This window comes from Streptomyces sp. NPDC052299 (genome assembly GCF_040679335.1).
GTDB lineage: Bacteria > Actinomycetota > Actinomycetes > Streptomycetales > Streptomycetaceae > Streptomyces.
The window spans coordinates 20,722-42,646 of record NZ_JBFAUP010000011.1 but is presented as its reverse complement, the minus strand read 5'-3'; the positions used below and the strand labels follow the sequence as shown (position 1 = coordinate 42,646).

The 21,925-nt window shown below is 73.5% G+C and carries 22 protein-coding genes; 10 read left to right on the top strand and 12 right to left on the bottom strand.

Annotated elements, in window-relative coordinates:
* Positions 1-27: 27 nt before the first annotated feature.
* Entirely contained in the window at positions 28-1,155 is a 1,128-nt protein-coding gene (locus AB0L33_RS19955; protein WP_365683525.1) for a YihY/virulence factor BrkB family protein, read from the top strand.
* Between the two features lie 4 nt (positions 1,156-1,159).
* On the opposite strand, the gene AB0L33_RS19950 is transcribed toward AB0L33_RS19955, so the two are convergent.
* Entirely contained in the window at positions 1,160-1,504 is a 345-nt protein-coding gene (locus AB0L33_RS19950; protein ID WP_365683149.1) for a CU044_2847 family protein, read from the bottom strand.
* 56 nt (positions 1,505-1,560) lie between these two features.
* On the opposite strand from AB0L33_RS19950, the gene AB0L33_RS19945 reads away from it, so the two are divergent.
* Positions 1,561-2,256 (top strand): helix-turn-helix domain-containing protein, encoded by a 696-nt coding sequence (locus AB0L33_RS19945; protein ID WP_365683147.1) that lies wholly within the window; start codon positions 1,561-1,563, stop codon positions 2,254-2,256.
* On the opposite strand, the gene AB0L33_RS19940 is transcribed toward AB0L33_RS19945, so the two are convergent.
* Both AB0L33_RS19940 and AB0L33_RS19935 read right to left on the bottom strand, forming a co-directional pair.
* Positions 2,253-2,645: a VOC family protein gene (locus tag AB0L33_RS19940; protein ID WP_365683145.1), complete on the bottom strand. Its 393-nt coding sequence runs from the start codon at positions 2,643-2,645 to the stop codon at positions 2,253-2,255. The genes AB0L33_RS19945 and AB0L33_RS19940 overlap by 4 nt on opposite strands.
* A gap of 47 nt (positions 2,646-2,692) precedes the next feature.
* Positions 2,693-4,246: a 3-hydroxyacyl-CoA dehydrogenase gene (locus tag AB0L33_RS19935; RefSeq protein WP_365683143.1), complete on the bottom strand. Its 1,554-nt coding sequence runs from the start codon at positions 4,244-4,246 to the stop codon at positions 2,693-2,695.
* A gap of 148 nt (positions 4,247-4,394) precedes the next feature.
* On the opposite strand from AB0L33_RS19935, the gene AB0L33_RS19930 reads away from it, so the two are divergent.
* Both AB0L33_RS19930 and AB0L33_RS19925 read left to right on the top strand, forming a co-directional pair.
* Entirely contained in the window at positions 4,395-5,333 is a 939-nt protein-coding gene (locus AB0L33_RS19930; RefSeq protein WP_365683141.1) for a LysR family transcriptional regulator, read from the top strand.
* Positions 5,334-5,437: 104 nt separating this feature from the next.
* The gene (locus AB0L33_RS19925) at positions 5,438-6,664 is read left to right on the top strand and encodes an acetyl-CoA C-acetyltransferase (protein ID WP_365683138.1); all 1,227 of its coding nucleotides are present in this window, start codon (positions 5,438-5,440) and stop codon (positions 6,662-6,664) included.
* Between the two features lie 9 nt (positions 6,665-6,673).
* Here the strand turns inward: AB0L33_RS19925 and AB0L33_RS19920 are convergent, their stop codons facing one another.
* The 5 genes from AB0L33_RS19920 to AB0L33_RS19900 form a co-directional block, all read right to left on the bottom strand.
* A complete protein-coding gene (locus tag AB0L33_RS19920; protein ID WP_365683135.1) occupies positions 6,674-7,420 on the bottom strand; it encodes a class I SAM-dependent methyltransferase in 747 nt (248 codons plus the stop codon).
* A gap of 42 nt (positions 7,421-7,462) precedes the next feature.
* Positions 7,463-8,920 (bottom strand): sialate:H+ symport family MFS transporter, encoded by a 1,458-nt coding sequence (locus tag AB0L33_RS19915; RefSeq protein ID WP_365683133.1) that lies wholly within the window; start codon positions 8,918-8,920, stop codon positions 7,463-7,465.
* A gap of 62 nt (positions 8,921-8,982) precedes the next feature.
* Positions 8,983-9,663, bottom strand: coding sequence for an N-acetylmannosamine-6-phosphate 2-epimerase (locus AB0L33_RS19910; protein ID WP_365683132.1), 681 nt, complete (start codon positions 9,661-9,663; stop codon positions 8,983-8,985).
* A complete protein-coding gene (locus AB0L33_RS19905) occupies positions 9,660-10,622 on the bottom strand; it encodes an ROK family protein (RefSeq protein ID WP_365683130.1) in 963 nt (320 codons plus the stop codon). Before AB0L33_RS19905 ends, AB0L33_RS19910 begins: the two co-directional genes overlap by 4 nt.
* Before the next feature lie 8 nt (positions 10,623-10,630).
* Entirely contained in the window at positions 10,631-11,590 is a 960-nt protein-coding gene (locus AB0L33_RS19900) for a dihydrodipicolinate synthase family protein (protein ID WP_365683127.1), read from the bottom strand.
* Positions 11,591-11,694: 104 nt separating this feature from the next.
* Between AB0L33_RS19900 and AB0L33_RS19895 the strand changes: the two genes are divergently transcribed.
* Positions 11,695-12,384, top strand: coding sequence for a FadR/GntR family transcriptional regulator (locus tag AB0L33_RS19895; RefSeq protein WP_365683125.1), 690 nt, complete (start codon positions 11,695-11,697; stop codon positions 12,382-12,384).
* Positions 12,385-12,423: 39 nt separating this feature from the next.
* Here AB0L33_RS19895 and AB0L33_RS19890 read toward each other — a convergent pair whose 3' ends face one another.
* The 4 genes from AB0L33_RS19890 to AB0L33_RS19875 are packed head-to-tail and all read right to left on the bottom strand — an operon-like array spanning position 12,424 to position 17,150.
* Positions 12,424-12,876, bottom strand: a complete 453-nt coding sequence (locus AB0L33_RS19890; RefSeq protein ID WP_365683123.1) for a nuclear transport factor 2 family protein — start codon at positions 12,874-12,876, stop codon at positions 12,424-12,426.
* An 11-nt stretch (positions 12,877-12,887) separates the two neighbouring features.
* Entirely contained in the window at positions 12,888-13,823 is a 936-nt protein-coding gene (locus AB0L33_RS19885; protein WP_365683121.1) for an NAD(P)-dependent oxidoreductase, read from the bottom strand.
* On the bottom strand, positions 13,820-16,651 hold the full coding sequence (locus AB0L33_RS19880; protein ID WP_365683119.1) for a non-ribosomal peptide synthetase: 2,832 nt from the start codon (positions 16,649-16,651) through the stop codon (positions 13,820-13,822). Before AB0L33_RS19880 ends, AB0L33_RS19885 begins: the two co-directional genes overlap by 4 nt.
* Positions 16,652-16,667: 16 nt before the next feature.
* Positions 16,668-17,150 (bottom strand): 4'-phosphopantetheinyl transferase superfamily protein, encoded by a 483-nt coding sequence (locus tag AB0L33_RS19875; protein WP_365683117.1) that lies wholly within the window; start codon positions 17,148-17,150, stop codon positions 16,668-16,670.
* 731 nt (positions 17,151-17,881) lie between these two features.
* Between AB0L33_RS19875 and AB0L33_RS19870 the strand changes: the two genes are divergently transcribed.
* The 5 genes from AB0L33_RS19870 to AB0L33_RS19850 all read left to right on the top strand — a co-directional run bounded on the left by AB0L33_RS19870 (position 17,882) and on the right by AB0L33_RS19850 (position 21,893).
* Positions 17,882-18,658 (top strand): DNA-binding response regulator, encoded by a 777-nt coding sequence (locus AB0L33_RS19870; RefSeq protein ID WP_365683115.1) that lies wholly within the window; start codon positions 17,882-17,884, stop codon positions 18,656-18,658.
* Between the two features lie 79 nt (positions 18,659-18,737).
* Positions 18,738-19,529, top strand: coding sequence for a LuxR family transcriptional regulator (locus AB0L33_RS19865; RefSeq protein ID WP_365683113.1), 792 nt, complete (start codon positions 18,738-18,740; stop codon positions 19,527-19,529).
* Between the two features lie 271 nt (positions 19,530-19,800).
* A complete protein-coding gene (locus tag AB0L33_RS19860; protein ID WP_365683111.1) occupies positions 19,801-20,751 on the top strand; it encodes an ACP S-malonyltransferase in 951 nt (316 codons plus the stop codon).
* A gap of 5 nt (positions 20,752-20,756) precedes the next feature.
* The gene (locus AB0L33_RS19855; RefSeq protein WP_365683109.1) at positions 20,757-21,506 is read left to right on the top strand and encodes an alpha/beta fold hydrolase; all 750 of its coding nucleotides are present in this window, start codon (positions 20,757-20,759) and stop codon (positions 21,504-21,506) included.
* A 132-nt stretch (positions 21,507-21,638) separates the two neighbouring features.
* A complete protein-coding gene (locus tag AB0L33_RS19850) occupies positions 21,639-21,893 on the top strand; it encodes an acyl carrier protein (protein WP_147971060.1) in 255 nt (84 codons plus the stop codon).
* The last annotated feature ends 32 nt before the right edge of the window (positions 21,894-21,925 follow it).

Genomic DNA, 21,925 nt, shown 5'->3' with positions numbered 1-21,925 from the left:
CCACCGGGCCGGCTCCACCGGGCCCGAGTGCTCTACCGCAACGTCTCCAAGCGGCAGCTCGCCTGGCAGCTGCTCAAGGACACGGTCAACTCGTGCATGGAGTACCGCATCCTCGGGCTCGCCGCCGAGGCCGCGTTCTTCACCCTGCTCTCCCTGCCCCCGCTGCTCCTCGGCCTCATCGGCCTGCTCGGCTACGTGGACGAGTGGACCAGCACCACCACGGTCGCGTCCATCGAGCGCAACATCCTCAGCGCGGCCCACACCATGCTCTCGGAGCGCGGTGTCAACGACTTCGCCAAGCCGCTCCTGGCCGATGTCACGACCGGCGCCCGGCCCGACGTCATCTCCCTCGGCTTCGCGATCGCCCTGTGGTCCGGCTCCCGCGCGGTCAACGTCTTCATCGACACGATCACCGTCATGTACGGGCTCGACGGCCAGCGCGGCATCGTCAAGACCCGGATGCTCGCCTTCCTGCTGTACGTGGTGGCGCTCCTGCTCGGCGCGGTCGTGCTGCCGCTGCTGGTGGTCGGCCCGGACCGGGTCGTGGAGCTCATACCGTGGGGCACCGAGGTCATAAGCGTCCTGTACTGGCCGCTGGTCATCGTGCTCTCGGTCGCCTTCCTCACCACCCTCTACCACGTGTCCGTGCCAGTCCGCTCGCCGTGGATCGAGGACATGCCGGGCGCCCTGGTGGCCCTGGCGATGTGGGTGTTCGGGAGCTTCCTGCTCCGGATCTACCTGACCAGTACGGTCGAGGGCCCCACGATCTACGGATCGCTGGCCGCCCCCATCGCGGTGCTCCTGTGGATCGGTGTCTCCGCCTTCGCGGTGCTGGTGGGCGCCGCCGTCAACGCGGCCATCGACCGGGTCTGGCCCTCGGTGGCGACGGCCGCCGCCCGCGCCGCGAACGACCGGGTGCGCGCCGCGCAGGCCGCCGAGTTCGTCGCCCGCACCCAGGCGGAGAGCTGGCACGGCGGCCCGCCGGACGACGAGGACGACGACGATGACGAGGGCGACGACGGCGACAGCCCGTACATGCCCTCCGAGTTCCCCGAGCGCTGGTCGCGCTTCCTGCCGCCGGACGACGTGAAGTCCCGGCTCCAGAAGCCCGGCCGCGAGAAGGACGCGGACCGGTCCAACCCGTACGACGAGTGAGCGCTCAGCCGGCGGCCGGCGCGTCCTGAGACCCCGGCGACCAGGACAGCTTCACCGTCAGATGGCCTTCCAGCGCACTCTTCGCGATCACCGCGCCCGCCTCCGAAGTGATCTTCACGCCGAACTCCAGCTCCACCCCGTCCGGCTTCAGCCGACCGTCCCGGAACACGGCGAGCGCCGACTCGGCCGCCGAGCGGATGCCCTCCAGCGCGCTGTCGAAGGTGCGCCCCGCGCGCGCCAGGGCGTGCTGCCCGTCCCGCGCGACCAGCCGCGCACCCGGTGCGTGCCGGTCGACCTCCACGGTCACCGTCGCCCCGTTCTCCGTGGTGAACTCCATCAGTGCCGCCATGACCGCCCCCGTAGCCGATTGCGTACGCCGCCGTGTCCGTCCACGACACTAGTGGCATGGGCGACAGCTATACAGAGCGCGCGTCGCGGCTCGGGGGCGCGAAGGTGTGGACCCTGGACGTGCCGCCGGGCACCGTCCATCCGGTGCTGCCCGACGGCTGCATGGACCTGCTCTGGAGCGGTGCGCGGCTGCTCGTCGCCGGGCCGGACACGCACACCGCGCCCGCCACCGGCACCGGCGGCGGCTGGGCCGGCATCCGATTCGCCCCCGGCACCGCCCCCGCCCTGCTCGGCGTGCCCGCCCACGAACTGCGCGACCTCCGGGTGCCGCTCGCCGCGCTGTGGCCCGGGGCAGCGGTCCGCCGCCTCACCGAGCGCGTCGCCGAAGCCGCCGACCCGGCCGCCGCCCTGGAGGACATCGCGCTGGACCGGGCGGCCCGCACCGGGCCCCCCGACCCGGCGATGCGGGCGGTCGCCGCGCGGCTGGCGGCGGGCGGCAGCGTCGCGGAGGCCGCCGGGAGCGCCGGACTCGGCCCACGCCAGCTGCACCGCCGCTCCCTGACGGCCTTCGGCTACGGGCCCAAGACCCTCGCCCGGATTCTGCGCCTCCAGCGGGCCCTGGCCCTCGTACGCTCGGGGCTGCCGTACGCCGACGCGGCACTCGCGGCGGGCTGCGCCGACCAGGCCCATCTGGCGCGGGACATGCGCGACCTGACCGGCACCACCCTGACCGCGTACTTCGGCCGTTCCTAGGGCGTGGGCGCGAACAGCGAGACCGCGCAGTCGTCCGGGTCGAGGACGACGGCGTACCGCTGCCCCCACACCGCGTCCCACGGCTTCAGGTGGCCCCGGTAGCCGGCGCCGGTCAGGTCCGCGTAGACCGCGTCGACCTCCGCCGGGCTGTCGCACAGGAAGGCCAGCCCCAGCCGGTCCCCGCCGGACGGCGGGTTCCAGCCGGGGTCGAAGGAGCGGACGACGTCCTCCGTGTCCCACAGCAGGCGCCCGCCGCCCGGCAGGGCCACCTCCACATGGGACGCGGATTCCGCGCCGGCCGGGATGTCGAGCCCCAGCCGCCGGTAGAAGGCGAGCGAAGCGGGCAGGTCGGCGGTGGTGAGGGAGATCGCGTCGAGTCGTGGAGTCATGGACCGACCGTAGGCAGAACCCCGGACCGCCGTCTTGGACGAATCGGTCACGGCGCCCCGAGCACATCCCCCGGCGACGTTCCCGGGTCCGTCAGCGCCAGCCCCAGCGCCGCGCGCTCCGCGACCCAGCGGGTCGGGCGGTGGCGCGGGTCGCCCGTCGACGCGTACAGCGCCCGGTGCAGCTCCAGCATCCGGTCCGCGCCGACCCGGTCGCCCCAGGCCAGCGGGCCCACCGGGTAGCCGAGCCCCGTCGTGACGGCCACGTCGATGTCGGCCGGGGCGGCGAGCGCGCGCTCCGCGATGGACGCCGCGACCGACACGATGGACGCCAGCAGCCGCTGCGCCACCGTGCCCGCCGTGTCCCGGACCACCGACACCGCGAACGGCTCACCGCCCTCCGCGGCCCGGGCCAGCACCGCGCGGGCGTCCCGCGCCGCCGCCGCGTCCGCCGCCGGGGTCACCGCGAGCACGCGCCGCCGCCCCGCCGCCGGCAGCGGGTCGACGCCGAAGGTGCGCCCGGCGGGCAGCCCGTGGGCGGCGACCGCGGAGGAGACCGGGGTGCCCCAGACCGGGACCAGGACGACCGCCGCCTCCGACGGCCGCTCCCCGCCCTCCACGGTGGCGCCCGCCGAGGCCAGCGCCTCGCGGAGCACCCCCGCTCCGGCCTCCCGCGCGGGCTCCGGCGCGAAGACGTGCACCGGGCGGTCCGCGTCCCCGGCGACCGGCGGCTCCGGCGCGGGTCCGGTGGCCTCGGGGCCGTAGCCGTACCAGCCGCGTCCGGTCTTGCGGCCGTGCAGCCCGGCCGCCACCCGGTTCGGGGTGAGGAAGGAGGGGCGGAGCCGGTCCTCGTGGCGGAAGCCCGTCCAGATCGAGTCGATGACGGCGGCCGTCACATCGAGCCCGGTGAGGTCCATCAGTTCGAACGGGCCCATCCGCAGCCCCAGCACATCGCGCGCGATCCGGTCGATGTCCGCGGGCTCCCCGACGTTCTCCTCGAGCAGCGCCAGCGCCTCCGTCACCAGGCCGCGCCCCGCGTGGTTGACCAGGAAGCCCGGGGTGTCCGCGACCGTCACCGCGCGGTGGCCGCAGCCCTCCACGAGCGCGGTGAGCAGCGCCGGGATCTCCGGCCGGGTCGCCGCCCCGGGCACCACCTCCACGATCCGCATCAACGGCACCGGGTTGAAGAAGTGCAGCCCGGCCAGGCGCGTCGGGTCCTCCAGCGCGGCGGCGATCCGGGTCACCGAGAGCGAGGAGGTGTTGGTCGCGAAGACGGCGGAGGCGGGCAGCGCCCGCTCCAGGCGCCCGAACACCTCGGTCTTCGTCGCAAGGTCCTCGCGTACGGCCTCGATCACCAACTCCACGTCCGGGCCCGCCGCCCACGGATCGTCCAGCGGGATCAGCCGCTCCGCCGCCGACTCCGCGTCCGCCGCCGCCATCCGCCCCTTGGCCACGGCCCGGTCCAGCATGGAGCGTACGAAGGCGACCGCGTCCGCCACCGCCTCGGCGCGGACGTCGCACAGTTCGACGGTGTGTCCGGCCGAGGCCGCCCACTGGGCGATGCCGCGGCCCATGGCTCCGGCGCCGACGATCCTGATACGCATGCGGGTCACGGTCCTCTCACTGGGCGGGCCGGGGTGCCCGCGCTGCCGACGCTTTCAGTGGCTTTGATCGCCGTCCAATACCGAATTAGGCTCGGACCGAGACGCCAGACGACTCAATGATGAGGGCGGGCCCGGGGGAGGGGACGGCATGGAACTGCGCCACCTCGCCGCGTTCCTCGCCGTGGCGGAGGAACTGCACTTCGGCCGCGCCGCCAGACGGCTCCGGATGGCGCAGCCGCCGCTGAGCCAGCAGATCCGCCGCCTGGAGAAGGAGCTCGGCGTCCAGCTCTTCGAACGCAACACCCGCTCGGTGCGGCTCACCAGCGCGGGGGAGTCCTTCCTCCAGCCGGTACGGACCGTGCTGGACGACCTGGACACGGCGGTACGGGCCGCCAGGGCGGCCGGACAGGGCGCGTACGGCAGGGTCCGCATCGGCTTCGCGGGCGCGTCCAGCCACGAGACGCTGCCGTTGCTCACCCGGGCGGTGCGCGCCGCCCACCCGGGCATCGAGCTGGTCATGACCGGCCAGACCTACGCCGACGTGGCGCTCGCCCGGGTCGCGGACGGCTCGCTCGACCTGGGGTTCGTCCGGCTGCCGGTGACCGCGCCGGGCGTGAGCTGCCGGGTGATCGACGAGGAGGAGCTCGTGTGCGCGCTGCCCCTCGACCATCCGCTCGCCGGCCGCCCGGAGATCCCGCTCGACGCGCTGGCCGGGGAGCCGTTCGTCGCGTTCCCCGCCAACACCGGCTCCACCGTGCGCGACGCGATGACCGGGGCGTGCGAGGCGGTCGGGTTCAGCCCGCGCGTGGTGCAGGAGGCGCCGGACTCGTACACCATCCTGGCGCTGGTGGCGGCGGGCGTCGGGGTGACGCTGACCGTCACCTCCGTCCAGCACATCCAGCTCAGCGGCCTGGTCTACCGCCCGCTGGCCGGGCCGCCGATCAGACGGCAGCCGGCGCTCGCCTGGCGGACGGACAACCCGTCGGCCGCCCTGCGCGCGGTGCTGGACGTGGCGGAGCGCGCGCTGCCCACGCCGCCGGTCTCGCGAAGCGGGCCCGCGCCGGAGGGCGGCCGGGCGGCCGATTGAGACGCCGGGCGTCTCGGTTCGGGGGGAACTGGGTATTGGACCGGTCCTGCCGCCGGGTGCGAGGGTCTAAACCCCCGCACTCCGCCTCCCGGAAAGGCCCCGCCGTGCCCGACGCCCTCGATGTCGTGATCTGCGAACCCCTGCGCACCCCCATCGGCCGCTTCGGCGGGGTGTTCGCCGCGCAGAAGCCGGCCGCCCTCGCGGCCCGGGTGATCGCCGAGGTGGTCGCCCGGACCGGCATCGACCCGGACCGGGTGGACGAGGTGATCCTCGGCCACTCGTATCCCTCGGCGGAGGCCCCCGCGATCGGCCGGGTCGCCGCCCTGGACGCCGGGCTCCCGCAGTCGGTGACCGGCCTCCAGACCGACCGCCGCTGCGGCTCCGGGCTCCAGGCGGTCCTGGACGCGGCGATGCAGATCCGGGCCGGGTTCAGCGAGGTCGTGATCGCGGGCGGCGTCGACGTGATGAGCGGCGCTCCGTACTACACGCACGACGGGCGCTGGGGCATCAAGGGCCCCGGCCTCCAGCTCCACGACGCGCTCGCCCGGGGCCGTGTAACCGCCGGGGGAGTCCACCACCCGGTCCCCGGCGGCATGATCGAGACCGCCGAGAACCTGCGCCGGGCCTACGGGATCAGCCGCGAGGAGCAGGACGCGCTGGCCCTGCGCTCGCAGCGGCGGGCGGGGCTTGCCGCCGCCGAGGGCCGGTACGGGAAGGAGACGGTGCCGGTCGCCGTGAAGACCAGGAAGGGCGAGACGGTCGTCTCCGCCGACGAGCACCCCCGCCCCGACACGACCGCCGAACAGCTCGCCGCGCTCCGCCCGGTCATGCTCAAGTCCGACCCGGAGGCCACCGTCACCGCGGGCAACGCCAGCGGCCAGAACGACGCGGCGGCCGCCTGCCTGGTCACGAGCGCCGCCACCGCCGAACGCCTCGGCCTCACCCCGCTCGTCCGGCTGGTCTCCTTCGCCCGGGCCGGGGTGCCCGCCGCGACCATGGGCCTCGGCCCCGTGCCCGCGACCGAGGTCGCGCTCGGCCGCGCCGGGCTCACGCTCGCCGACCTCGACCTGATCGAGCTGAACGAGGCGTTCGCCGCCCAGGTCCTGGCCTGCACCCGCGAGATGGGCCTCGGCGAGAAGGACCACGAGGAGCGGATCAACGTGAACGGCTCCGGCGTCTCGCTGGGCCACCCGGTCGGCGCGACCGGCGCCCGCATCCTCGCCACGCTCACCCGCGAGCTGCACCGCCGCGAGGCCCGCTACGGCCTGGAGACCATGTGCATCGGCGGCGGCCAGGGCCTGGCGGCGGTCTTCGAGCGCGTGGCGCCCTGAGCCCGCGCCTCAGCGCCGCATCAGGGCGAAGACACCCCAGCCCAGGTACTCGCGCTGGTAGCGGACGTGCAGCGTCGGCGCCGTGTCCAGCTCGGCGCGCATCCGCGGGGCCAGTTCGTCGTCGGGGTTGGCGTCGAGCCAGCGGCGGACGCTGAGCCACTGGGCGGCGGCGTACCGGTCCCAGCCCTTCTGGTCGGCGAGGACCATCTCCACCACGTCCCAGCCCAGCTCCCCGAAGTGCTCGACCAGTCCGGGCAGGTCGCGGAAGTCGTCGCGGGACGAGGCATGGCACCCCTCGACGGCGGCCCGGTCCGGGGGTTCGCGGCGCCAGTACGGCTCTCCGATCAGCAGCATGCCGCCCGGCCGCAGCGAACGGGCCAGCAGTTCGACCGTTCCGGCGACGCCGCCGCCGATCCAGGTCGCGCCGACGCAGGCGGCGAGGCCGACGGGCTCCGGTGCGACATGACCGGCCGCGTCGCCGTGCACGAAGCCGACCCGGTCCGCGACGCCCAGTTCCGCCGCCCGCGCGTGGGCGGCGGCCAGGAAGACGGTGCTGATGTCGACGCCGGTCCCGGTCACGCCGTGATCACGCGCCCAGGTGCAGAGCAGTTCGCCGCTGCCGCAGGCCAGATCGAGGATCGGGGTCCCCGGTTCGAGGCGCAGGGCCCGGCCCAGGGTGGCCAGATCCTCCTCGGTGAACGGGTTGTGCACGCGGTGGCCGCTCTCGCGGATGGTGAAGGTACGGGGAAGGTCCACGCCGGGGAAGCTAGATCGCCCCGGCGCGGACGTCCACCGTATTTACCGCTCCACCGCCACCCGCTCGTCCGCCACCGGCCCCGCCGCCAGGTGGTCCTCCCGTGCCTCCGGGTCCGTCAGCCGGTTCAGCCGGGCCGGGACGTCGAAGCCGACGAGCAGCACCACGATCACCGTGCCCGCGAACGTCAGCACCGCCAGGGCCTGCCCCAGGCTCATCCCCGATGCCAGGTGCGCGCCGAGCACCGGGGCGACCGCCCCGCCCAGCGCGCCCACGTTGTAGGTGAAGCCGAGCGCCGCGCCCCGGCTCCGGGTCGGGAAGTGGCCGCCGATGTAGCGCGGCAGGAGGCCGGAGATGCCGAAGCTGGTCGCCTGGAGCAGGAAGAGCAGGGCGCCGAGGAGCAGGAGGTTGTCCTCCACCGCGAAGACCGGGTAGACGAAGGCGAGCGAGGCCAGCAGCGTCAGCGCGTACGCCTTCTTCGTACCGATCAGGTCGCCGAGGAAGCCGGCCGCCCAGCAGCCCACCATGGTGCCGAAGCCGGCGAAGTACAGGACGTCGGTGACCTGGCCGGTGGAGTAGCCCAGCTCCGTCTTCAGATACGTCGGCAGCAGCGCCTGGATCGGCCAGGAGTACAGGAACGCGAAGAACAGCGTCACGATCATCGACAGGTACAGCACCCAGCCGCGCTTCCCGCCCAGCTGCACCGCGAGTGCCGCCAGCGAGACCCCGGCGACCACCGAGAGCACCGGCACCATGCCCGCGCCGCCCGGTGTGAAGACCAGGAACAGCGCGAGCGTGGCGACGGCCACCAGCACCGTGTTGACGGCCGCCCGGCGCGGGGTCAGGAACAGCGGCCGGAACGGGTTGGGCTTCGCGCCCTCGTCCGCGACGGACTCCGTCCACTCCTCCGCCTCGGGCAGCGCCCGCCGCATCCACAGCGCGATCGCGATCGGGATCAGCCCGAGGTAGAACATCCAGCGCCAGCCGAGCGACGGCACCACCCAGTCGTACACCTGGGCGGCCAGCACCGAGCCCACCGAGAAGCCGGAGATCAGGAAGCCGCTGGCCCGGTTGCGCAGCGCGGGCGGCCAGCTCTCCATGACGTACGTGGAACTGGCGCTGTACTCGCCGGCCATGCCCATGCCGATGGCCAGCCGGGCGGCGAACAGGCTGTGGTAGTTCCACGCGAACCCGCAGGCGAAGGTCCCGAGCGAGTAGAGCAGGATGCTCGCCACCATCGACAGCTTCCGGCCGTAGCGGTCGCCGAGGGCGCCGAGCACGGCGCCGCCGAGCCAGCGGGTGATGAAGGCGCCGGAGATCAGGCTGGCCGCCTGCACCGTGCTCAGCCCGAAGTCGTCGCTGATCTCGGTCAGCACGAGGGTGATCAGCACGAAGTCGAAGCCGTCGAGTACATAGCCGATCCAGGCGGCGAAGAACGACTTCCACTGGGTGCGGCTCACCTGGCGGTACCAGGGGAGCGTGGGGGGTGTGGTGGTGTGCACGGTGACTCCAGAATGCGGGACGGTGTTCGCCCTTGAACAGCCGTTCCGCGAAAAGGGGCAGTTCAGCGCCGGGTGATGCCCGTCACGAATCGGGCGGTGAGGGCGGTGGGCGCGGTGATGGCGGTGCCGACGACGACGCTGTGCGCGCCGCGCGCCAGTGCCTCGGCCGCGTCCTCGGGGGTGTTGATGCGGCCTTCGGCGACGACGGGTACGTCGGTCGCGGCGGCGAGCGCGGCGACCAGGTCGAGGTCGGGCCCGCTCTGCTTCGGCTGCCCGGGCACATACCCGGACAGGGTCGTGGAGACGAAGTCCGCGCCGAGCCGGGCGGCCGCGACGCCCTCGGCGAGGGTGGAGACGTCGGCCATGACGAGCGCGCCCGCCGTGTGCACCGCCTCGACCAGCTCCGCGAACGTCGAGCCGTCGGGGCGCGGCCGGTCGGTGGCGTCCGCCGCGACGACGGCCGCCCCGGCCCCGGCCACCGCGAGGGCGTGCCGGACGGTCGGCGTGATGTACACCCCGGTGTCGCCGTCCTTCCACAGCCCGATCACCGGCAGGTCCACGGCGGCGGTGATCGCGGCGACGACCTCCGGCTCGTTGGCCCGGATCGCCGCGCCGCCGCCCGCGACCGCCGACCGCGCGAGCCGCACCAGCGTGTCGGTGTCCCGCATCGGGTCGCCCGGGGGCGCCTGGCAGGACACGATCAGCTTGCCCCGGAGGGCGGTGGCCAGTTCCTGTGCGTTCATCGGAGGGCTCCCGGGTGGTGGAGGGGAAGGGTGAGGGTGAGGGCCGCCGCGCCGAGCACGGCCGCGTCGTGGCCGAAGAGCGGGGGGCGCGGAGCGAGTTGGCGCAGCGGGTGCATCAGCTCGGCCGTGAACGCCTCGCGCAGCGCGTCCCCGTACAGCGGGCCGATGCGCGGGACCCCGCCGCCGACGACGACCCGGTCGGGGCCGAGCGCGTTGGCGAGCCCGCCGAGCACCCGGCCGGCGGCCCGGGCTCCCGTGGTGATCGCGGCGACGGCGTCCGCGTCGCCCCTGGCGGCGCGCGCGGCGACCGTCTCCAGGCGGTCCACGGGCGCGCCGGTCAGCCGCTCGTAGTGGGCGGCGATCCCGGGCCCGGAGGCGATGACCTCCAGGTGGCCGGCTCCGCCGCAGGTGCAGGGCAGCCCGGCCGCCTCCGGGCTCGGCAGGTGGCCCAGGTGCCCGGCGATGCCGGACGCGCCGTGCACCATCCGCCCGTCGGCCGCGACCGCGCCGCCGACGCCGGTCCCGATCGCCGCGAACAGCAGCGAGGCGTGGCCGCCGTGCTCGGCGCGCAGCGCGTCCAGCTCGGGGCCCGCCGTGGCGCGTACGTCGTTGTCGCAGGCCACCGCGTAGCCGGTGCGGTCCGCCAGGCCGGCGCCCAGCGACGTCCCGGCCCAGCCCCGGATCGCGTCGGTGGCGCTGGTGACCGTGCCGGTCCGGGGGTCGATGACTCCGGCCGCGGCGACGCCGAGCACGGTCGCGGTGCGGCCGGGGTCGGCCTCGGCGACGGCCGCCGCGAGCGCGTCGAGCACCGCGGCCGCGCCGTCGCGGGCCGGGGTCGGCCGGGAGCACCGGGCCACCACGGTGCCGTCCGCGGCGAACAGCGCGGCGGCGATCTTCGTACCGCCCAGGTCCAGGCCGACGACCGGCCGCCGCGCCGGGGCCGTCGAAGGGGCCGCCACGGGGGCCGTCATCGGACCGGCGGCAGGCCCGCGTCGCGCAGCCGCCCGGAGACGTACGCGACGGACTCCGCCGACAGCTGGATCTGCGGGAACACCGTGTCGCCGCACTCGATGACCCCGAGCAGCGCGAGCGCCGCCTTGAACGAGCCGAGCGCGGACGAGCTGCGGCCCATGTCCGCCTCGGGCCCCGCGTCGACCATCGCGAACAGCTCGACCAGCCGCTCCTGCTCCTTGGCCGCCAGCGTCCAGTCCCCGGCGCACGCGGCCTCGTAGAGGCGTATGTAACCGGCCGGGTCCACATTGCCGATGCCCGGGACGACCCCGTCGGCGCCGGCCAGCAGGGCCGCGTCCACGGTCAGTTCGGACCCGGTGAGGATGCTGAAGTCCGGCACCGGACCGTGTGCCCGGCCCTCCCGGCCGCCGAGCTCCACGACGAGCCGGCGCAGCCCGCCCTCGTCGCCGCTGCTGTCCTTGAGCCCGGCCAGCGTGCCGTCCTCGGCCAGCTCGCGGACCAGGGCCGCGGAGAGCTTGCTGTGCACGGCGACGGGGATGTCGTACGCGAACAGCGGCAGGTCCACCTCGGCGCGCAGCCGGCGGAAGTGGGCGGCGATCTCCCGGGGGTGGGTGCGGGCGTAGAAGGGCGCGGTCGCGACCAGGGCGTCCGCGCCGAGGGCGGCGGCGGCCCTGGCGTGTTCGGCGACCCGGCCCGTGGTCGTGTCGATGACCCCGGCGAGGACCGGGACCCGGCCGTCGGTGGCGTTGACGACGGTCTCCAGGACCGTGGCGCGCTGCTCGTCGGTGAGGTAGGCGACCTCGCTGGTGGACCCGAGCGCGAACAGCCCGTGCACACCGCCGCCGATGAGGTGGTCCACGAGCCGGGCGAGGGAGGCGGTGTCGATCTCCCCGCGCGGGTCGAGGGGGGTGCAGACCGGCGGGACGACGCCGCGCAGCGGTGCGGTCAGGGACATGAGGAGGGCTCCAGACGTGAGACGTAAGATGTCTTATGTCTGCGGTACCTTAATCAGACGCTCCTGCGAACGGTCAAGGGGCACCAGCACCTCGGGAGGACGTTGTGGCGCGGCCCACCATGGCTCAGGACATCGAGCGCAGGGTCAAGGAGCTCATCCTGGAGCGCCGCCTCGCCCCCGGCGACGCCCTGCCCACCGAGACCGAACTGATGGACCTCTTCGAGGCGGGCCGGGTCTCCGTGCGCGAGGCCCTGAAGTCGCTCCAGGCGCTCAAGGTCGTGGAGATCCGCCGGGGCTACGGGACCTTCGTGGGCTCGCTCTCCCTGTCGCCGTTCGCCGAGGGGCTGGCCTTCCGCGCTGCCGTCCGCCACCGCCAGGGCGAACCGGGACTGGCCGAGCTGATGAAGGTGCGCGAGGCGCTGGAGGCCGGGCTCGTCGGAGCCGTCGCGGCGGGCGTCCCGCAGGACGACCTCGCCGTCCTGCGCGCGCTGGTCGCGAAGATGGAGACCGAGGCGGCGGAGGGCGGCCGGGTCGCGCGCGCCACGGACCGGGCCTTCCACCTCGCGCTCTACGCCTCGCTCGACAACCACCTGCTCAGCGAGGTGCTGGACGCCTTCTGGGCCGCGATGGACCGGGTGCGCGAGGACTTCGACGACGGCCACCAGGACCCGTCGGTCACCTGCCGCCAGCACCGGGAGATCGTGGAGGCGGTCGCGGCGGCCGACGGCGAACGCGCGGTCCGGGCCATGCGCACCCACTTCGACGGCATCCGGGACCGGCTCGCGGCCGGCTGACGGCCGTCCGGGCCGGTCGCCCGGCCCGGACGGCGCGCCTCAGCTCTCGATCAGCCGGTGGAAGAGGACGGTGTCGAAGATGTCCTCCATGCGCACGGCCCGGCCGTCGCGCAGCGTCCAGGAGTGGACGAACGACATCGTCTCGGTACGGCCCCGCCTGGACGTCACCTCCCGGGTGCCGAACACCACCATGCGCTCGCCGGACCCGACGAACTCGTGGGGACGCAGCCGCATGCCGCCCAGCACGGTGGGCACGTGGGCCAGGAACTCCTTCACGCCCGCGTGCCCGTGCCGGGTGCCGCCCAGGCCGTACACGGCCATGCCCTCGGGATGGACCCATTCCACGTCCGGGTCCAGGGTGTCCAGGAGCGCCCCCACGTCCCGGGCGGCGAAGGCCCGGTAGGCGCGGCCCACCAGTGCCTGGGCGGGGGACGGCTCGGCGCGGCGGTCCAGGTAGTCCGTCATGACGAGCGTTTCCATTCGCGTCTGCATCGGGGCTCTCCTCAGTGCCGGACGTGCTCGGGGTACAGGCTCTCCAGGGTGCGGCGGATGCCGTCGCGCCAGCCGACCCGGCACGGGCCGGTCAGCGACATCCGCAGCGCCGGGTCGAAGCGATAGGTCTCACGGGTCACGTCACTGGGCACGAGCCGGGCCTCGATCCCGGTGAGCGCCTCCAGATGGCGTACGCAGTCGGTGATCCCGACGGCCTCGTCGCCGCCCCAGTTGACGACCCGGGCCGGCGTCGTGGCGGCCCGCCAGAGGGCGGGCACCTGCGCCACCAGATCGTCCGTGTGCAGCAGCGAGCACCAGTTCTGCCCCTCGCGGGGTACGGGAATGGGCTCGCCGGCCAGCATGCGCTTGAAGTACAGCATCGGGACGCCGCCGTAACCGCCGGGCCCGTACGCGATGTTCAGCCGCGCGATGGTGGTCGGCAGGCCGAGCACCCGGGCGAAGGCGCGCACCGCGCCCTCGGTGGCGATCTTCCCCACCGGGTAGGCGGGCAGCCAGTCGGCCACCCCGTCGACCGGGTCGCTCTCGGTGTACGGGTGGTCCAGCGTCTGCCGGGCGTAGAGGGCGCCCGTCGACACGTAGAGGAAGGACTCCGCCGTCCGGCAGTGCTCCATCAGCTGACCGGCGGCCACCGCGTTCACCTCGGCCACCGCGTTGAAGTCGCCGTCCTCGCCCCGGCGTACGGCGGAGTGCAGGACGTGGGTGAAGTCGTCCGGGAGCCCCTTGAGGGAGTCGCCCGAGAGGTCGTCCATGTCCCAGTGCCAGGTGGTGATGCCCCGTGCGGACAGTGCGGCCTCGACGCCCTCGGCGCCGAAGCGGCCCAGGCACCAGACGTCGTTCCGCTCGGCCAGGGCCTCGGCCACCGGCCGGGCGACCTGCCCGGTGCCGCCGGTGATCAGGATTCTCTTGCCCGTCGGGAGTTGCGTCACCGTGTCTCTCCTCGCTCGTCGGCCGGTCGGTCCAGCTGTGCCCGGCCGGCCGCGATGCGGTCGGCGTCGGCCAGGGCCCGGTCCAGTTCCCCGCGCAGGATCGACTGGAAGGACGCCACGTGCTGGGGGCTCATCAGGGTGTAGTGCTCGCCGGGGACCTCGATGTAGCGGTTCGGCCCGCTCGTGTACGCGTCCCAGCGCCGCAGCTCGTTGTTCAGCCAGTCCTCCTTCGTGCCGCGCAGCGGGGCGGCGTGGAAGACGTGCATCGACGGCACCGACCCGCTGGGCTCGTAGGAGCGGCCCAGGTCCGTCAGCCGGTTGGCCAGCTCCGCCCAGTTCCCGAACTTCGCCACGTCCAGGTCCAGTTCGGCCAGCCGCTCCGGCGGGGCCAGCGACATGAGGTGCGTCAGCTGCTCCTCCGCGGGCCGGCCGCGCAGGAGGCCCGGAAGTTCCAGCGACTGCTTCTTGTCGATCAGGGCGAGGAAGAACGCGAGGTTGGTCGCGGTCTCCGCGAAGTCCAGTTCCTCCATGCGGTACTTGATGTGCGGCGGCAGGTTGAAACTGCCCGTGAAGTCCACCCGCTCACCCTGCGAGCGGAGCGCCTTGGCGATCTCGAACGCGACCACCCCGCCGTAGGAGTAGCCGGCGACGGCGTACGGCCCGTGCGGCTGGCGCTCCCGGATGGCCTCCACATAGGAGTCCACCATCTGCTCGAAGGTGGCGAACGGCTTCTCGCCCTCGTTGAACCCGCGCGCCCGCAGCGCGTAGAAGGGGCGGTCGCCCACGAAGTACTTGGCGAGGTTGACGAAGACCAGGACCTCACCCACGCCGGGGTGCACACAGAACAGGGGCGTCTTGGTGCCACCCGTCTGCATCGGGACGACCGGGTCGTACGCCGCCGCGCCCGTGTCCGCCCGGTCGCCGTCGTCGGCCCGCTCCCCGATCCGGGCGGCGAGGGCCCGGACGGTGGGCGCCGTCAGGACGGTTATGATCTGGAGCCCGGTGACGCCGAGCCGCTGGGCGACCCGGCCCCGCAGGCGCAGGATGTCCAGTGAGGTGCCGCCCAGTTCCAGGAAGTTGGCGGTGCTGCTGACGGCAGCCGGGTCCAGGTCGAACAGCTCCGCGTAGATCTCGGTCAGGACCTGCTCGGTCCGGCCCCGGGGCGCCGTGTAGCCGCCGAGCATGCGCCGGGTGAGGTCGGTGACGCGGCGCCGCTCGGTGTCGTACGCGCCCTCCTCCAGCCGCCGCCGCATCAGCGCGCGCTGGATCTTGCCGAGACTCGTCTTGGGGAAGGCGTCCTCGGGCAGCGGCAGGACGAGGGCGGGGCGGAACCCCCACTGCATCACCACGCTGCTGCGGACGGCGGTGAGCACCCGGTACAGCTCCGCCTCGTCGTCCTCCGGGACGTCCGGGTGGAAGGCGACCACCAGCTGCTCGGTGTCGCTGCCGGGCGGCCGGATCGGGAAGGCGGCGGTGTACGAGCCCGCGACCCCGTCGAGCTGTTCGAGCGCCGCCTCGATCTCGTGGCTGAAGTAGTTGACTCCGTTGACGATGACGCTGTCCTTGCTGCGGCCCACCAGGGTCAGCCGGCCGCCGACGATCCGCCCCAGGTCGCCGCTGCGGAACCAGCCGTCGGCGGTGAAGGCCTCGGCGGTGGCCGCGGCGTTGTTGTGGTAACCGGGCGTGATCATGGGGCCGTTGAACTGGAGCTCGCCCACCTCGCCCTCGGGCAGCGCCCGGTCGTCGTCGGCGGCGACCCGGATGCGCAGCCCGTCGACCGGGGTGCCGAGGCTGGCGAACTCCTCGCCCCGGTCCACGGCCGGGAACGCCGCGCGGGAGTAGACGCTGCCGGCGCAGGTCTCCGTCATCCCGAAGGCCGGCCACAGCGCGTCCGGGGCGAGCCCGTGGGGCGCGTACCGCTCCAGGAACGTTTCGCCGGTGGCGCGGACCACGGCCTCGCCGCCGCTGATGATGTGGCGCAGCCGGGACAGGTCGAGCACCTCGCCCGTCTCCGACAGCCGCTCGGCCGACGCGTTGAGCAGCCCGAGCAGGAAATTGGGCGTGAACGTCATCGTCACCCCGTGCCGGGCGGCGAGGCGAAGGAACTCCAAGGGCTCGCCGAGGACGACGGGCGCCTCCACGTGGACCTGGCGGCCACCGGTGTACAGGGGGAGGAGGTGGCATTCCAGCAGGGCCGCCACATGGTCGAACGAGACCCAGTTCAGGGTGGTGTCCGCGGGGCCCAGGCGGTGGGCGCTGTTCTTCCCGGCCATGGAGGCGAGCAGGTTGCCGTGGCTGAGCTGGACCGCCTTGGAGGCGCCCGTCGAGCCGGACGTCAGCACCAGGACGGCGGTGTCGCCGGGGGCGGCCCGGTGCGGGACGGCGGGCTCCGCTCCGTACAGTCCGTCCAGCGGGGCGACGACGGCGCCCGGCACCGCGGGCAGCTCGGCGGCCAGCGACGTGCTGGTCACGATCAGCGGCCGGTCCAGCAGCGTGTGCACATGGCCGAGCTGAGCCGCCCAGCGCTCCGGGTCGATGCGCAGCGGGGCCATCGGGCAGGGCACGAAACCGCCCAGCACGCAGGCCCAGAACGCGGTGAGGAATTCCCGTGGGCGCTCCAGGACGAGGACCACGTTGTCCTTCGGGCGCAGGCCGCGGGCCCGCAGCCCGGCCGCGACCCGGCCGGCCTCGGCCAGCAGTTCGGGGTGGCTCTGGTCGGTGAAGCCCGCGTCGGCCCCGCCGGGGCAGTAGCGGATGCCCGCGTCGGGGTGGTACTGGGCGGCGCTGATCAGGAGGCCGGCGATGCTCTGCGTGGGTGCGCGGTTCACGATGTTCTGTCTCCCGTTACCTCGGTGCGTGGCGGGCGTGGCGCTCCCGCGGGACTCGGAGTTGCCGCACGGCGATGGGTCGGCCGGTCCCGGCCGGGTACGCCACCGAGGCGGTCCAGCCCTCGGGTACGGACACCTCGGTCACCCACCAGTCGGTGCGGGGCGCGGGGGTGCCGGTGGTGACCCGGGTGGGGCCGGGGACCTCGGGGCGGGTCTCCAGCGTGGTCAGATCGGCGACGAGCCCGATCCCCACGGCCTTGAGCACCGCCTCCTTGCGGGTCCAGCAGCGCAGGAAGGCCTCGGTGCGGGCGGGGCCGTCCGGCTCGGCGAGCACCGTGCGGCGCTCACGGGGTGTCAGTACCTGTCCGGTGATGTTTGCGACCGGGACGCTCCGGTGCGCTTCGGCATCGATCCCGACCGGGAACGGTGCGACGGCGAGCATCGCGAGGCCGGCGGTGTGCGAGACGCTGATGCGGCAGGGCGTCGGCGGGCGGAGCACGGCGGGCGGTCCGTGCTCGGTGCTGCCGCATCCGGGACAGGGCTTTCTGCCGAGTGAAATCTCGGTGGCTCCCACCTGAAAATGCGTGGCCAGTAATCGACGTACGGCGGCACGACAAGACACGTATTCGGCCGCTGCCCTGGCTGATTTGAATTGGTTCGCGCGCGCCAGTTCCGTGCTGTCGAGAATTTTCAGATCCGCCTCGCGGGGCGGTCCCGCAACCACGCTCCATGACCACACGTGGACGTCGTCCGCGAACGGCCGGGGCCGGGAAGCGGTGGCGGGGGGTGGGGCGTGTGTGTGGGGTGTGGTCACCCGGTGACCGTAGGTCGTAATCGGGCATGGCCGGACGCGGGTTGACAGCAAGAGGTCAGCGGGGCCACGCCGTGTGAGGGGGTGTGCGCCCTCGGTGGCACAAGTGGAAGCGGGGGTGCTGCTTCCGGGGGCTCGTATGCAACTTGCTGACAGGTGGGGCGGAATGGGTCGCCCTTTTGTCGACGTCTGCCGCTCTTCTGCGGGTCCCGGGAGGGCGGGGTGACCTGTTGTTGACTGATTCCAAGCCAGCGAACTAGTGTCTGATGAAGGTTTCTTCAACCAATGTATGAAGAAGTATTTTTCGATTGAACTGTTTTTGGTGAGCGATATTTTCGCTTACCCGGCGAAACATTCCGAACGTGATGAGGACGGCCCGCGTGGTGGAAGACGGCTCGCGGGCAGCCGAGGGGGCACATGTGACGGGTGTGCAGATCGAGCCACCGGACAAATCCGAGGATGCGACGGCCGAGGGCCATGCCGCCCACCTGGAGGAGGCGCTGCTCCAGGCCCGGGCGCTGATCGAGTCCACGGTGTCCCTGTACCGGCGGCGTCCCGCCGTCCCGGCCGCGGCGGCGCCCACCGACATCGCCGCGCTCGGTGAGGCCCTGGACCGGATCATCGGTGGTGCCCGGCACTCGGTCAGCGTCGCGCTGGCCGGCCCCGGCGAGTTCACCGATTCCGTTCTGCGACTGCTCGCCGCACGGCCGCCCGCGGCCGCCGTGCGGCTGCTCGGGTCCGCCGAGGTCGCCGACGCCTCGTTCGCCGGGCTGCGCCAGCCCTCCGGCCGGTCCGTCGAAGCCCGGGTCTCGGAGAGCGAGCTGCGCGAGATCATCGTGGTCGACGGCGTCGCCGCGCTGGTGCGGGGAGCCGCCCGGACCGAGGGACAGCAGGCCACCGTCGTCAACGATGTCGCGGCCGTGCGCGCCCTGGAACTGCTGTTCGCCGGAGCCTGGGCGCGCGGCCGGAGGCTCGCCGACCACCTCGGCCTCAGCCCGCGGCTGCGCAGCGAGCTGACCCGCAGCATCCTGGAGCGCCTGAGGGCCGGTCACACCGACGACACGGCGGCTCGCGACCTGAACGTCTCGCTGCGCACCTACCGGCGTCATGTCGCGGAGATCATGCGCGAGTTGGACGCCAGCTCCCGCTTCCAGGCGGGAGCCCGCGCGGTGGAGCTGGGTCTGCTCTCGGAGTAGGCCGGGCGCTGTCCCCGGCCCGGGCCGTGGCCGGGACGGTGCGAGGAGTCAAGAGTCAACGGGGACGGTGGGATACGACGTGTCGGGAAGACCAGAGGACGAGCTGGAGCATGCCCTGCTGGAGGTCAGGGAACTCATCGAGTCCACGGTGGCCATCCACCGGGACCGCAGCTTGCGCGAACGCCGGATCACCACGGTCGAAGGCGGATACGAGGCCGTGCTCGAAGCCGCCGAGGAGCTGATCCGCGGGGCGGTCCGCAGCATCGACATCGTGCACGCCCGCACCCCGCTCTCCGGACAGGAGCCCGAACGGCCGGTCAGGTCGGAGCGGGAGCTGATCTACAGCGCGGACGAGGCGGTCGCCGTGCGGCTGCTCGCCAGCCCCGCGCTGCTCGACGAGTCCTTCGTGCGGGAACAGCTCGGCCGTGACCGGCCGGTGGCGATCCGGGTGGCGCGGGTGCCTCCCTTACAGGCCCTGCTCGTCGACGAAGTCATCGGCCTCGTGGTGGCCGAGTCGGCGGTGGGCCGCCGGGCCTCGCTGATCCGGGCCCCCGAGGTGCTGCACACCCTGCACACCCTCTTCGCCGGCGTCTGGAGCAACGCCGTCCCGGCGAATGAGCGCATCGTCTTCGGCGACCGCGACCGGGCCGCGCTCGCCCGCCAGATCCTGGGCGCCCTGCGCGCCGGCGTCACGGACGAGGTCGCCGCCCGCGACCTGACCGTCTCGGTCCGTACCTACCGGCGCCATGTCGCGGAGATCATGGCGCTGCTCGGCGCCAGCTCCCGCTTCCAGGCCGGAGTCAGGGCCGCCGAACTGGGCCTGCTCCCGCTGGCCTCGGCCCCCGGCCCCGGCGGCCAGCCCGGCCGGTAACGGCTGCCCGGCCCTCCTCGAACAGCGGCCCCGGCCCCCACGGCCGGGGCCGCGACGCGTTCCGGCCGGGCGAATGGCAGCTTCCTGAAAGGAACGTTGCCGCCCCTCGCCCCGGACAGTTGTATGGGTCGTCGGGAACGGGATTCCGGAACACCGGGAATTTCCCGCCCCCGGCGGCAGCCAATCCCCCGTGCGCCGCCGTGCCCGGGGGTCCGGACCTTCTTCTCCGGACCCCCGGGCCCCGGTCGAACACCGCGCGGAAGGCGGCCCCATGAATCAATTGCCGATCGGTCTGGTGTTTCCCGGACAGGGGACACAGAAAGAGGGAATGGGCTTCCCCTGGCGGGAAACCCCGTCGTGGGACCTCACCGCGGAAATCTCCGAGGTGACCGGCGAGGACATTCCCCGGCTCCTGCTGCGCACCCCCGGCGAACAGCTCCGGCGCACCGACCTGGCCCAGCTCGCCGTCTTCACCGTCGCGGTGATCGCGCACGCCGAAGCGGTCCGGCGCGGCGCGCTCGGCGGACGCGTCGTGGCCTGCGCCGGCCACAGCCTGGGGGAGTACGCCGCGCTCACCGCGGCCGGCGCCCTCACCGTCACCGACGCCGCCGCGCTCGTCGCCGTCCGCGGCCGGGCCATGCGGGACGCCGCCGAGGCGCGCCAGGGCACCATGGGCGTCCTGGTCGCAGCCCCCCTCGCGGAGGTGGAGACCCTGGTCGCGGCCGTGCGCGCGTCCGGCGCCGACGTCTGGATCGCCAACGTCAACAGCCCGGGGCAGACCGTGGTGTCCGGCTCGCCCGGGGGGATCGACGCGCTCGACGCGGAAGCCCCCTCCATCGGCGCCAAGATGATCCGCCTCCAGGTCGGCGGGGCCTTCCACAGCCCGTACATGGCACCGGCCGCCGAGACCCTGCGCCGGGCCCTGAAGAACGCCCCCTTCGCCCCCGCGCACCTGCCCGTCGTCGCCAACGCCGACGCCGAGCCGTACACGGGGGACTGCGACTGGCCCGAGCTCTCCACCCGCCAGCTCACCTCGCCGGTGCTGTGGGAGCGGTCCGTCGCGACCCTCACCGGCCGGCTCGGCTGCCGCCGCCTGGTCGAACTCGGCCCCGGCCGCACCCTGGCCGGCCTGATCCGCCGGATCGACGGGGACACCGAGGTCGTCTCCTTCGACAGCCCCGGCGCCCTGGACGCACGACCCAACGTGAGCGAGGAGACCTGACCCCCATGGCACTGGGCACCGAGAGCATCTGGCTGCGCGCCTACCCCACCGCGGCGCCGCCCCGCACCAGGCTCCTCTGCCTGCCGCACGCCGGGGGCTCGGCCAGCTTCTTCCACAGCTGGGGCAACGCCCTCGGCGACGACGTGGAGGTCGTGGCCGTCCGCTACCCCGGCCGGCAGGAACGTATCGCCGAGGAACCCGTCGACGACATCGAACTCCTCGCCGACTCGATCAGCGCGGAGCTGGTCCCCTGCCTCGACACCCCGCTGGCCCTCTTCGGACACAGCATGGGCGCCTCACTCGCGTACGAGATCGCCCTGCGTCTGGAGGCCCGGCACGGCGTCGTCCCGGCCGCGCTGATGGTCTCCTGCCGCAAGGCCCCGCACCTGCTCACCCCGCGCACCGCGGCCCTGACCGACGACGGCCTGATCGACGAGGTCCGGCGGCTCGGCGGGACCGACAGCGCGCTGCTCGCCGAACCGGAGCTGCGCGAGCTGATCCTGCCCGCCATCAGGGCCGACTTCTCGGCCGTCGCCCGGTACGCGGCACGCCCCGGCGTCCCGGTGGGCTGCCCCGTCATCGGCTACGTCGGCGACAGCGACCCCGATGTCGGCCCCGAGGCGGTCCGGGCATGGGGTCGGGTCGCTCCCCGCGGCTTCGACCTGAAGGTGCTGGCCGGCGGGCACTTCTACCTCGTGGACCGCCGCGCCGAGCTCATCGCCGACATCCGCGCACGGCTGGCACGAAATCCCTGAAAAACCCGGCCGGCGAGGCCGGTTGGCAGCTTGTTGCAGTTCTCGTTGTGGCGCAAAGAGCTCCACGCGAGCATTCATTCCAGTAATCCGGCCGCGCGTTATGGGAGCGGCATTCCGAAAAGGAGAAAAGACGTGTCCACTGCTACGCAGGACGAGCGACTCGACACCATCAAGGAAATCGTCTGCGACATTCTTGAGATCGAGGAGGACGAGGTAACTCCGACGAGTCTCTTCAAGGAGGACCACGACGCGGACTCGCTGCGCGCCATCGAGATCCTCGCCGCGCTGGAGAAGGAATTCGGCGTCGTCATCAACCAGAGCGAACTGCCGCGCATGGTGAACCTGACGGGCGTCTACGAGGTCGTCTCGGAGCCGGCCGGCTGGTAGTCCGTCCCCGCTGCGGTTGATTGGGAGGTTGG